Annotated in this window: 9 protein-coding genes; 4 read left to right on the forward strand and 5 right to left on the reverse strand. The window is 38.5% G+C overall.

Features of this window, described 5'->3' with window-relative positions:
- Positions 1–48 precede the first annotated feature (48 nt).
- Positions 49–2,244, forward strand: a complete 2,196-nt coding sequence (locus NG809_RS10380) for a glutamine synthetase III family protein (RefSeq protein WP_262150395.1) — start codon at positions 49–51, stop codon at positions 2,242–2,244.
- A 151-nt stretch (positions 2,245–2,395) separates the two neighbouring features.
- Here the strand turns inward: NG809_RS10380 and NG809_RS10385 are convergent, their stop codons facing one another.
- The 5 genes from NG809_RS10385 to NG809_RS10405 form a co-directional block, all read right to left on the reverse strand.
- The gene (locus tag NG809_RS10385) at positions 2,396–3,616 is read right to left on the reverse strand and encodes a cysteine desulfurase (protein WP_262150398.1); all 1,221 of its coding nucleotides are present in this window, start codon (positions 3,614–3,616) and stop codon (positions 2,396–2,398) included.
- Positions 3,617–3,775: 159 nt separating this feature from the next.
- On the reverse strand, positions 3,776–4,417 hold the full coding sequence (locus tag NG809_RS10390; RefSeq protein ID WP_262150400.1) for a 50S ribosomal protein L25/general stress protein Ctc: 642 nt from the start codon (positions 4,415–4,417) through the stop codon (positions 3,776–3,778).
- A 56-nt stretch (positions 4,418–4,473) separates the two neighbouring features.
- On the reverse strand, positions 4,474–5,412 hold the full coding sequence (locus NG809_RS10395; RefSeq protein WP_056083518.1) for a ribose-phosphate pyrophosphokinase: 939 nt from the start codon (positions 5,410–5,412) through the stop codon (positions 4,474–4,476).
- Positions 5,413–5,494: 82 nt separating this feature from the next.
- Positions 5,495–7,024 carry an SGNH/GDSL hydrolase family protein gene (locus tag NG809_RS10400; protein WP_262150402.1) on the reverse strand — a complete coding sequence of 510 codons (1,530 nt, stop codon included), beginning with the start codon at positions 7,022–7,024 and terminating at the stop codon, positions 5,495–5,497.
- Positions 7,025–7,037: 13 nt separating this feature from the next.
- On the reverse strand, positions 7,038–8,273 hold the full coding sequence (locus tag NG809_RS10405) for an OmpP1/FadL family transporter (protein WP_262150404.1): 1,236 nt from the start codon (positions 8,271–8,273) through the stop codon (positions 7,038–7,040).
- A 282-nt stretch (positions 8,274–8,555) separates the two neighbouring features.
- Between NG809_RS10405 and NG809_RS10410 the strand changes: the two genes are divergently transcribed.
- Genes NG809_RS10410 through NG809_RS10420 form a run of 3 tightly spaced genes read left to right on the forward strand, consistent with a single transcriptional unit; the run spans position 8,556 to position 12,894 of the window.
- Positions 8,556–10,058, forward strand: coding sequence for a PSP1 domain-containing protein (locus tag NG809_RS10410; protein ID WP_262150406.1), 1,503 nt, complete (start codon positions 8,556–8,558; stop codon positions 10,056–10,058).
- Positions 10,051–10,512, forward strand: a complete 462-nt coding sequence (locus tag NG809_RS10415; protein ID WP_262150408.1) for a gliding motility lipoprotein GldH — start codon at positions 10,051–10,053, stop codon at positions 10,510–10,512. Before NG809_RS10410 ends, NG809_RS10415 begins: the two co-directional genes overlap by 8 nt.
- Before the next feature lie 6 nt (positions 10,513–10,518).
- Positions 10,519–12,894, forward strand: a complete 2,376-nt coding sequence (locus NG809_RS10420) for a penicillin-binding protein 1A (RefSeq protein ID WP_262150409.1) — start codon at positions 10,519–10,521, stop codon at positions 12,892–12,894.
- The last annotated feature ends 33 nt before the right edge of the window (positions 12,895–12,927 follow it).

Here is a 12,927-nt window from a genome sequence, read left to right on the forward strand (position 1 = left end):
TTCAATCTATATTTTTTGTAAATTTGCGTCGTAAAAATCAAACCTAATATGTCAACTTTAAGATTCAAAGCGTTAGAAACTTTACCATTTAAGGACTTCAGAAAAGATAATTCTATTGAAGTTCCTGTAAAATTATCAGAATTATTCTGTCAGAATGTTTTCTCTGAAGAAACGATGAGAGAATATTTAACGAAAGAAGCTTTCCAATCTATTTTGGATGCGATGAAAAAAGGAACTAAAATCCAGAGACACATCGCAGATCAGGTAGCTGTAGCGATGAAAGACTGGGCAATGAGCAAAGGTGTTACTCACTACACGCACTGGTTTCAGCCTTTAACAGGAAGTACTGCAGAGAAACACGATTCGTTTTTCACTCCAATTGAAGGCGGAAGAGCAATCGAGAGATTCAGCGGAAATCTATTGATCCAGCAGGAGCCTGATGCATCTTCTTTCCCGAATGGTGGTATCAGAAACACTTTTGAAGCGAGAGGTTACACAGCCTGGGATCCTACATCTCCGGCGTTTATCATGGGAACGACTTTATGTATTCCTTCGATCTTCATTTCTTACACAGGAGAAACTTTAGATTATAAAGCACCACTTTTGAGAGCTTTGAACGCTGTAGACGAAGCTGCAACGAATGTAATGCAGTATTTTGACAAAAACGTAACGAAAGTAACACCGACTTTAGGTTGGGAGCAGGAATATTTTTTGGTTGATTCAGCATTGTATCAATCACGTCCGGATTTGGTTTTAACAGGTAAAACTTTGCTTGGACACTCTCCAGCAAAAGGACAGCAATTGGACGACCATTATTTCGGTTCAATCCCGACAAGAGTAATGAACTTCATGAAAGAGCTGGAAGTTGAATGTATGAAACTGGGAATTCCTGTTACTACAAGACACAACGAGGTGGCTCCAAACCAGTTTGAGCTTGCTCCAATGTTTGAAGAAGTAAACGTTGCTGTTGACCACAACTCTCTGTTGATGGATGTTATGGCGAGAATTGCTCACAGACACCATTTCCATATTTTATTCCACGAAAAACCTTTCGCAGGTGTAAACGGGAGCGGAAAACACAACAACTGGTCTTTAGCAACTGATACAGGTGAAAACCTTTTAAGTCCAGGAAAAAACCCTAAGAAAAATTTACAGTTCTTAACATTCTTCGTGAATGCAATCAAAGCTGTTCATGAGTATGCTGACCTTTTGAGAGCAAGCATCGCTTCTGCAAGCAACGACCACAGATTGGGTGCTAACGAAGCTCCACCGGCAATTATTTCTGTATTTATCGGAAGTCAGTTGTTCAGAGTTTTGGAAGAGCTTGAAAAAGTAACCGAAGGGAAACTTTCTCCAGACGAAAAGACAGATTTAAAATTAAATGTAGTTGGAAAAATTCCTGAAATCTTGTTAGATAATACAGATAGAAACAGAACTTCTCCATTTGCATTTACTGGAAATAAATTCGAGATCAGAGCGGTAGGTTCTTCTGCAAACTGCGCAGAATCTATGACGGTAATGAACACCATTGCTGCAAAACAATTGATCGATTTCAAAAAAGAAGTTGATGCTTTAATTGAAAAAGGACTTAAAAAAGACGAAGCGATCTTCAATGTGTTGAGAGAATACATCAAGCAGTGTAAAAACATTATGTTTGAAGGTGATGGTTATTCTGATGACTGGGCTCTTGAAGCTGAAAAAAGAGGTTTGAACAACTGGAAAACGACTCCTGAAGCATTGAAGCAGGAAATGAACCAGAAATTCCTTGACCTTTATGAAGAAATGGGAATTTTCAACCACAGAGAAGTTGAGGCGAGAAACGAGATCAAATTAGAAAAATATTCAACAGTAATTGATATTGAAGCCAGAGTTTTGAGCGATATCGCAAGAAACCACATTATTCCTTCTGCTTTAAAATATCAGAACAGATTGATTGAAAACGTGAAAGGCCTTAAAGATATTTTCGGAGATAAAGAATTCAAAACTTTAGCTAAAGAGCAAATGAGTTTGATTACCAATATTTCTGCGAATGTTTCTAAAATAAAATTAGGCGTTGAAGATCTGATTACTGCAAGAGAGGCAGCAAAAGCGGTTTCTGACAGCCAAACGCAGGCAGAAGATTACTGTACAAAGGTAATCCCATTATTCGACGGAATCAGAGAAGCATCTGATGACCTTGAAATGATGGTAGATGACGAGCTTTGGCCAATGACAAAATACAGAGAAATGTTATTTACAAGATAGCATTTTGTAAAGTTCCATATTAGTGAAAAATTCCCCCGTCTTTTTAGGCGGGGAATTTATTTTATCTGGTTCTTATTGATTGAAAAAACCCTGCCAGCGTTTCAAACGCTGGCAGGGTTGATTTTTAGATATTTAAATATAAGCTTAAAAATTAAGCCAACATTCTCTGTGCTTTTTTCACGCCCTCCACCAAAAGATCAATCTCTTCAAAAGTATTGTAAACAGCAAAACTTGCGCGTACCGTTCCGGCAATATTAAAGAAATCCATAATTGGCTGGGTACAGTGATGACCGGTTCTTACGGCAACGCCCATTTTATCGAGGATCATTCCCACATCAGAAGAAATCCCGACTCCTTCCAAATTAAAGGAGACAACACCCGTTCTGTGTGTATTTTCTCCGTAAACTTTTAAACCATCAATTTCAAGAAGTTGCTTTTGAGCATATTGCAACAAAGCATTTTCATGATTCTGAATGTTTTGGTGACCAACTTTATTCATAAAATCAACTGCTGCTCCCAGCGCAATATTTCCCCCAACATTTGGTGTTCCTGCCTCATATTTAAAAGGCAAACCTGCGTACGTTGTTTTGTCAAACGAACAGATGGCGATCATCTCTCCGCCTCCGTGGAAAGGTGGCAAATTTTCAAGGATTTCCTGTTTTCCGTATAAAATTCCGGTTCCCATTGGGGCGTACATTTTATGACCAGAAAAGACAAAAAAATCGCAATCCATTTTCTGAACATCAATATTAAAATGCGGAGCCGACTGAGCGCCGTCAATTACAATATAAGCGTTTGAATTGGCTCTTGTTTTGGAAATAATTTCCTCAATCGGATTTACAATTCCCAAAGCATTGGAAACCTGATTTACAGAAACAACCTTTGTTTTTTCGCTTAAAAACTGATCCAGATAATCCAGCTGCAAAACTCCGTTTTCATCCATAGGAATCACTCTTAATTTTGCTCCGGTTCTTTCGCAAAGCAACTGCCATGGGACAATATTCGAATGATGTTCCAGATAAGAAATAATAATCTCGTCGTCCTGCTTTAATTTTGATGTTAAAATATAGGATATTAGATTTAAACCTTCCGTAGTTCCTTTAGTGAAGATAACCTCAAAATCATGTTCTGCATTGATGAATTTCTGGATTTTTCTTCTCGAAAGTTCCATTTCTTCAGTTGCCAGCTGGCTCAAAGTATGAATTCCTCTGTGCACATTGGCATTCAATTCCGTGTAATATTCGTTCCAGATCCCCAGAACTGAGTTGGGTTTTTGAGAGGTAGCTGCATTATCTAAGTAAACCAATGGCTTACCGTTCACTTCGCGGTTTAATATAGAAAACTGACTTCTGATTTCCTGAATGTCAAACATTTATTAAAATTTAAATTAAAAGGTTCTTTATTTAGAACACGTCAAATTTACGGCTTTTTTATGAAAGGATTTGATGCTTACAGCCATAATAGATTTAATCTAAAAACAAAAAAACCTGCCAGAATCTGACAGGTTAATTTATTTAGGATAAGAAAATTCTTATTCTGCTGCTGCTTCTTCAGTTGCAGGAGCTTCTCCTTCAGTTGCAACTTCTTCTTCATCATCGTCATCCTGAGCTGCTGCTCCACCTTTCGCTGCATTTCTAGACATTTTAACAGCTACAACAACTGCATTGTCAGGGTGCATGAAAGAATATCCTTCAGCTTTGATTGATCCAACATAAAGTTTGTTACCAATTTTAAGCGAAGTAATATCTACAACTACCTCATCCGGCAAGTTTGCAGGAAGAGCTTTTACTTTCAGTTTTCTGAAAGTCTGACGTAGAACACCACCAGCTACAACACCTTTAGAACGACCAGTGATTCTTACAGGAACTTCCATAATTACCGGCTTATCGTCAGATAATCTGTAGAAGTCTGCGTGAATAATCTTGTTTGTAATTGGGTGGAACTGAATATCCTGAAGAACTGCAGGAATTACCTGTCCGTCAACTTCAATAGATACCGTGTGTGCTTCAGGAGTGTACACTAAACCTTTGAATGATTTCTCCAATGCAGAGAAATTCAATGGCTCGCCACCTCCGTAAACAACACAAGGAACTAATTCAGCATCACGTAAAGCTTTTGTCGACTTTTTGCCCACGCTTTCTCTTTTTGTACCTTGAATTGTAATAGATTTCATTTTATAAAAAATTTTAAAAATTGTTTCGTTTTATATTGCAAATAATTAATTATCAATTAGATAACAAATTTGCTACTGATTGACTGATGCTCATGCACCATCTTCATAACATCTGCAAATAATGGGGCGCAAGATAGCACTTTTATTTTAGTTGACAAATTAGTTTTCACAGGAATTGAGTCAGTTACAATAACTTCCAGCAATTGTGAGTTTTCTATATTATCGTAAGCCTTACCGGAAAGTACTCCATGAGTGGCCATTGCTCTTACAGATTTTGCACCTTTTTCCATTAAAATATCTGCAGCTTTGCAAAGTGTACCTGCAGTGTCGATCATGTCATCGATAAGGATCACATTTTTACCTTCCACATCCCCGATAAGGAACATTTCTTCTACAACGTTTGCTTTTTTACGTTCTTTGTAAGCGATTACTACATCTGCACCAAGGTGTCCTGCATAGTTTTTAGCTCTTTTGGCACCTCCCATATCAGGAGAAGCAATTGTGAGATTTTCTAAATTAAGATCTCTGATGTAATCTACAAAGATTGTAGAGGCATACAAATGATCTACAGGAATCTCAAAGAACCCTTGAATCTGATCTGCGTGCAAGTCCATCGTCATAATTCTTGTTGCTCCTGCAGCTGTTAAAAGATTGGCAACCAGTTTTGCCCCAATTGGTGCTCTTGGTTTATCTTTTCTGTCCTGTCTTGCCAGACCAAAGTAAGGAAGAACAACAGTAATACTTTTTGCAGAAGCTCTTTTGGCAGCATCAATCATTAGTAGCAATTCTAAAAGATTATCTGCCGGTGGAAATGTAGAAGCAATCAGAAAAACTCTTCCTCCTCTCACAGATTCGTCTAAAACGGGCTCAAATTCTCCGTCGCTGAACTCCTGAATAATGATTTTTCCTAATTCTTTCCCATAGTGCTGGGCAATTTTTTCTGCCAGCTCTTTACTGGTTCTTGTAGAAAATAGGTAACTTAACTGATCGGCCATTTTTACATTTTTATAGATTTGCAAATTTAAAAAAAAACCACAAGAATCAATCCTGTGGTTTTCATTTTTTATTTTCGTCCTTTTAAGGGAATTTCACTCCTGAATATTTGTTGACATCAACTTGAGGAAGTGAAGATTTATAAGTAGAATTTATAGCTTTAATAAATTCATTTGCGATAATTGCGTATCCTCTTCCTGTAAGATGTACACCATCTAATGAAAATGCACCACCTGTAACAAACTTCGCATTATACCTTACCCCATCCCAAGAAATACCGGACTGAGAACCTAATTCTGACATTTTTTTGTTGGCATCAACAAAAGCATATCCCTTAGAAGTTGCCGCTGCTTTAATGGCTACGTTATAAGCATCGATAGCAGTATTTATTTCGATGATTTCGGATGGAATTAAGATGTATCTGTCTGCAAATGGGTACGCAACACCTCTTGCGCCTAAACTTGCAGGAATCCCCGGTGGAAGTGTTTCAGCTTTACCAATTTCATTTCTTGTGGTTAACGGCACTAAGTCGCCTGCTCTCGCTTGTCTTGCCTGCCCGTAGGTTGCTCCTAAATACGGTGCAAGCGCCATCAAAGTTGGATTTCCTGAAGCGGTTGCCGCAGCAGTAATCTGTGTATTCAAAGGTGATAAAGTTTCATCTTTTATCAAAAGCGGATTAGATGCAGTCTTAGAAAGCGTCTTAATTCTATCACCAGCTCCTAATGCTGTCAGTATCTGATTTAACGGCCCATATAAATTGGTGTTCAGATTATCAATTAAAGCTTCCCCAGCAGCAACATTCCCATTTCCTAAAACTGAAGCAGATAATGGATTTACAGGAACAGTAGTTAAAGAAGGAATGGAAGTAACACCGGGAATATTCGCTATTACGCCTTTTGCGTTTGTAGATGAAACCTCATTAATTAACGCATTATAAAATGCAGTAAATTGAGCAGGAGCAGTTAGCGTCTCAACAGAAGAGTCCGCTCCTGCTAAAGCATATAATAAGGCATCATTATTTCCAATCCATAAGCTAAAAAAAGTTGGGCTTTGAGCTTTAAAATCTGCAATAACGGAAGTGCCTGGACTTGAAGCAAATCTTACAAAAAAGGGATTAGCGGTTCCCAAACCTAAGTTCGCCGGATTTCCATAACCCGGAAATAATAAATGAGAAACTTTTGCTCCAGGTACACCCAAATTTTGATAAGGACCAGAACTATAAATATTCGCTAAAGTTGTAGTACCTGAAATAACTGGATTCTGAAAAGGAGCTACGCCACCAGCATTTGCAACCAACACCAACTTATCTTTAAAGCCAACGGAAGCAATTCCTCCCATGTTATCACCCATCATCGGTTGTTTAAATAAAGTTCCTCCTGCTAATGTCATTTGCTGTGCAATCATTGAGGGATACGATTCGTTCTGTCCATCAGTGTATAGTGCACCATCTCTGTAACCTGCTGTTAATGAGTTTCCAAGAGCTACGTATTTAGTAAAATTTGCTTCACCGCTAGTGACAGCGATGTCTTTCACATCTGTATCAAAATCTGTTTCGCAGCTTGTTGTAAAGAACAGCGCTGAAACAGCTATAGAAGATATTAATATTTTTTTCATAAGATAATCAAAATTAAAGGGCGTTATACGATAATCCCAGACCGAAGTAGAAAGCCTGCGCTTTTGCCTGTCCGTTAAATCCTAAATAACTGTTGTTTACACTTCTGCTTTGTGGGAATGTATATCCTCCCGCTACATCCACACCAAACTTTTTAAGTTTAAATCCTAAACCGCCGGTAAGCACAAATGTGTTGAATGAAGGTGTTTCAGGAATGAAATTCTCATCAGTATAAGGTGATTCGTCATAGTAACCTCCTAATCTTCCGTAGATCATATTTGAGAAAGCATACTGAGTTCCCAGTCTGAAAGTTTTGGAATTTCTAAAATTCTTTGGAGCAACCAAAACTGTTGGATCTGCCTGATTTCCTGCAGGTGCCTTGGCAAAATCAATCGTCAGTTTTGAATATCTTTCCCATCCGTGATAGTTGAAATCTGCGGAAACGAGCCATTTTGGTGTAACTTTATAAGTCATACCGATCGTGTACTCATCAACAAGTGGAAGCGTAGCATTAAAATTATCAACCCCATCGGTTCCCAGTCCTAAAAGTCCATAAACAGACTGTGACGGAAATCTGAATGTTGCCGTAGCATTTTCAGCTTTCATATCCACCGGTGAGCGGTAAGCAACACTCGCTTCAAACTTATCATCAGGTTTGAAATAGAAACCGAAACCAAATCCGTGGCCGCTGGCATCTTCACTCTTCAGATTGACTTCTCCGCCAAACTGCGTTACAGCTTTATCCCAGTTTACCTTACCTGATGCGTAGATATAACTTGCGCCAAAAGAAAGCCATGGAGCCATTTTCACAGAAACCATTGGCTGAAAATAGAAGCTTTTCAGTTCCAGCATCTGCACCATTTCCCTTCCTTCCCAGTCATAAGGATATTCTATCGTACTTCCAAAAGGAGTAGCAAAACTGAAACCTACAGATAAATTTTCAATAGGTTTATAAGCAATAGCAGCGTAGATAGGCGTTCCGACAGGATTATTTGTTTCTGTACTCTGAAGTGTATTTAAATTCTGGAAAGTAACTCTATTACTTGCTCCGAAGCCTCCGGCCACAATACTTAACTTTGAAGGTATGAAAGACATCCCCGCCGGATTAAAGAATGCAACACTCGCATCTTCCGTATGGGCACTGGTGTGTGCCATCGCCAATTGTCTTACTCCCTGCAGCGAAACCCTGAAGCCTCCCGCATAAGATAAGACCCCGGCCAGCAAAGCCGTTGATACTAATATTTTTTTCATAGGGTATTATTATTAATTAACCCAAATATAAAATTATTTTGCCAACGCCTGTTAATAAAAGTATAATTTTTAAACAATATGTTAAAAGAAAACTATGTTTAAAATAACAATTCACACTGTATTCGATATAAGTAACTACTAACAAGACTTTTATAATTTGGATAAAAAATTAATTATACATCTGTTTAAACTTAAACATTTAAGAAAGAGAATAATTGTTATTTTTGGAATTATGTAAAAATAAAAATCGATAAATTTGCAAATTAAATTAATATACAATATATGAGTTGTGGATGTAAAACGTCCGGCGATTCTACCCATTCGTGCGGGCCTAAAAAAACCGCCAGTGGCTGCGAAAGTGTAAATACCTGTGGTAATAGTTATAAATTAAGTGTTTTCGACTGGTTGTCTAACATTCAAAATCCTACATCAGACCGATGTGACTTTGTGGAAGTTAGATTTAAAAATGAAAGGAAAGCGTTTTTTAAAAATGTTAACAACATTCCTTTACATATAGGTAGCGTAGTAACGGTAGAATCAAGCCCCGGGCATGATGTGGGCGTAGTAAGTCTCACCGGTGAATTGGTAAAAATTCAAATGAAAAAAAAGAGAGCTCCCGAAGATGCTGCTCTTAAAATATACAGACAGGCCAACCAAAAGGATCTCGAAGTATGGCAGGAAGCCAGAAAAAAGGAAGAAACCATCAAGGTGGAAGCCAGAAAAATCTCTCACAGACTTGGTCTTGAGATGAAAATTACCGACGTTGAGTATCAGGGAGATGCCTCAAAAGTCACATTTTTTTATACTGCAGAAAGCAGGGTAGATTTCAGGCTTTTGATTAAAGAATACGCTTCTACTTTCCGCACAAAAATTGATATGAAGCAGATTGGTTTCCGTCAGGAAGCTGCGAAAGTGGGCGGAATCGGGTCTTGCGGAAGAGAATTGTGCTGCTCGACATGGCTGACAGATTTCAGATCTGTAAACACCAATGTTGCGAGATACCAGCAGTTGAGTATCAACCCTCAAAAACTGGCAGGACAATGTGGAAAATTAAAATGTTGTCTTAATTACGAGCTCGACAGTTATCTGGATGCATTAAGCCACTTCCCTTCTTCTTCAACTACTTTAGATACTGAAAAAGGAAGAGCTTTTTGTATAAAAATCGATGTTTTCAAAAAGAAAATGTGGTTTGCATACGTTGATAATTCAATGGCATGGTACGATTTCGATATTGATTTGGTGAAAAAACTGATCGCTCAAAACAAAAAGGGTGAAAAAGCACCACCTCTTGAAGATCTGAAAGTACCGGAATTTGCTGCGACTTCTGTTGATCTTATTCAGGAAAACAGTGTTGACCGTTTCGAAAAGAAAGGAAGAAACAACAGAAACCGCAATCAGAATCAGGGACAGAACAATAATCAGAACAGAAATAACGGACAGAGAAATAAACCCCGCGGCGAAAGACCAGACCGTCCGGAAAGAGCTGAACGACCTGAGAGAACTGAACGTACGGAACGTCCTGCTGAAGAGCGAAATTCTGAAAGAAACTCAGGCAGAAATCAGCAAAACAGGAATCAGAATAATCAAAACAATCCAAGACCTCCAAAAAATCAACAGCCAAAAGCTCAGTCTGAAAAAACCGAGCGTCCGGAGAGAGTTGAAAAGGTTGAGAATGCTGTGAATTCCGACAAGCCAAAAGCTCAGAATCCGAATCCGAATAAAAAGAATTTTAAAAAGAAATTTCCTCCCAAAAAAGACAACAATAACAACAACAATAATGCATAAATTTTTAGGTTTATTAGTTTTTGCCCTGTTCATCAGCTGTGATTCTTCATCTGAAGACATCATCATGAATCCCGTAAACGGAAAATGGAACAGAAAAACAGTGCAGAAATATAATCTCAATATTTCTGATTCTCAAAATCCTAAAAATATTATATTTGTTGTGAGAAACAACGACAGTTATCCTTACAGCAACCTCAGGTTTATTGTTGATTTTAAGGATCTTCAGACCAAAAAAAGTAATGTTGACACTTTAAATTACATTCTTGCAAAACCTAATGGTGAATGGTTGGGAACTGGTTTTGGAGACACAAAAGAGACTTTGTTTCTGTATAAAGTAAACCACAGATTTCCGAAGAACGGAAAGTATGAAATCAATGTTACGCAGGCTATGCGAAATGATAATCTGCCAGGCATTGAAGATTTAGGAATTAAAGTAGAAACGGCAAAACCGTAATCATACATGGAAGAAAATAAAAACATTTCCGGAGGCAAAGGAAAAAATTTTCCGCTTCCGCCTAAAAAAAAGAGAGATACCGGCTGGAAAAGATGGGTGAAATTCGTCTGGATCGGTTTCTTAGCAGTTGTTTTGGGAATTTCAGGTTTATTCTTTGCAGTTTCCCAGGGATTTTTGGGAGAAATGCCGGATGTGAAAGAGCTTGAAAATCCCGATATTTTTGTAGCTTCAGAAATTATCTCCTCAGATGGGGTGGTTTTGGGTAAATTTGAAAAGGAAAAAACACAGCCTATCACTTATCAGGAGCTTCCTCCTTACCTTATCTATGCACTGCAGGCAAAAGAAGACGAGCGTTTTTCCGAGCATTCGGGAATCGATTTGCAGTCTGTGGCAAGAGCGGTTGCGTACGGAGGTAAACGTGGTGGTGGTTCTACAATCACACAACAGCTTGCAAAACTTCTATTTACAGGGACAGCCTCAAGAAACAAGATTGAAAGAGGAATTCAAAAGCTGAAAGAATGGGTTGTTGCCGTAAGTTTGGAAAAAAGATATACCAAGCAGGAAATTATCGAGCTTTATTTTAACAAATTTGATTTCCTTTTCAATGCCAATGGTGTTGAGATGGCTTCTAAAATTTATTTTAATAAAAAAACGTCAGAACTCACTCTTCCGGAAGCTGCAACCTTTGTAGCAATGCTGGAAAACCCCAACAAAAACAACCCACACAGATACCCTGAGAAAGCTAAGGAAAGACGAAATGTCGTTTTGGAGCAGATGCTTAAAACAGGATATATTGATAACGATACTTATCAAAAAGCAATAGAAACTCCTGTAGTGGTAGATTATCATCCAATTAAAGATGTTACTCAGGGATATTCGGCGTATTTTAAATCTTATCTGAAAAAGGAAATCGATAAATATCTTGATGAGTACGAAAAGGAAACAGGCAAAAAACTGAATCTTTATAAGGACGGATTAAAAATCTACGTTACCCTGGATTCTAAAATGCAGAAGTATGCTGAAGAATCTATTAAGGAACACCTTACAGATCTTCAGAAAAGATTTGATGCCGAGCAGAACAGAAGAAAAAACAGACCTTTCTACTATCTTAATGACCAGCAGGTAAACGACGTAATGATGCAGGCTGTGAGAAGAACAGGCAGATATAAACTTCTGAAAGCCGAAAATATGCCTGAAGATTCTATCATGATGGAATTTCACAAACCGATCAAAATGTCAAGATTTACATGGAACGGTGAAGAGGAAGTGGAAATGTCTCCATGGGATTCTATCAGGTGGCACAAGCAGGTTGCTCAGGCAGGTCTGATGTCTGTGGTTCCTGGAACGGGAGAAATTAAAGCATGGGTTGGTGGTATCGACTGGCAACACTTCCAGTATGACCACATAAAACAGGGTAAAAGACAGGTAGGATCTACCTTCAAGCCTTTTGTTTATGCGACCGCTATTATGAAATTGGGTATGACCCCTTGTTCTACAGTTTCCAATGCAACATTTAACAAAGGAAGCTACAGCGTACCAGGCCGTGGTGGAATGCTTACCTTAAAAGATGCATTGGCACATTCTCAAAACCCTGTTGCATTGAGACTTGCTGAAATGGCAGGAACTCAAAGCGTTATTCAGACTGCAAGAGACTTGGGTGTAACTCAGGATATTTCCACAAGTTTACCGATGGCTTTAGGTTCGTCTGACATCACCATCTACGAAATGGTGGGTGCCTACAGTACCTTTGCCAATTACGGAAACTACAACAAACCGGAAATGATCTGGAGAATTGAAGATGCCAACAACAGAGTTATCAAGGAAATCAATGCTGAGCCAAAAGAAGTGATGAATCCTAATTACGCTTACACGATGATCGAATTGATGAAAGGTGTGGCACAATACGGAACAGCTTCCGGAGAATTAGGCAGAAAAGGAATTTCAAAAGCAGTTGAAATTGCCGGTAAAACAGGTACAACGCAAAACAACTCAGACGGTTGGTTTATGGGAATTACTCCAAAACTGGCCACCGGAGCATGGGTAGGCTGGGAAGACAGAGCAACCCACTTCCTCGGAACAGGTGAAGGTCAGGGTGCGAAAATGGCATTGCCGATCTGGGCTATCTTTATGAAAAAAGTTTGGGCAGACAAGTCTCTGAAAATCTCACCGGATGACAAATTCGTAAAACCTTCTGAATGGAAAGACGGATGTACCAATCTTAAAGGTTTAAGTTCAGGCTACGGCGACGAAGGCGGTTTACAGACCATCGACGAAATTAAAAACCCAAGACCTGCTGAAAATAACAATAAACAGCCTGGCAAAAAAGAAGAAAATGTAAATGAGAATCTGAATAAGTCTGAAGAAATCGACTTTAATAAATAAGATTACTCAACTGTAACTATAGAGACCTTCCAT

The organism is Chryseobacterium foetidum, from assembly GCF_025457425.1.
In the GTDB taxonomy this organism is placed as follows: Bacteria; Bacteroidota; Bacteroidia; order Flavobacteriales; family Weeksellaceae; genus Chryseobacterium; species Chryseobacterium foetidum.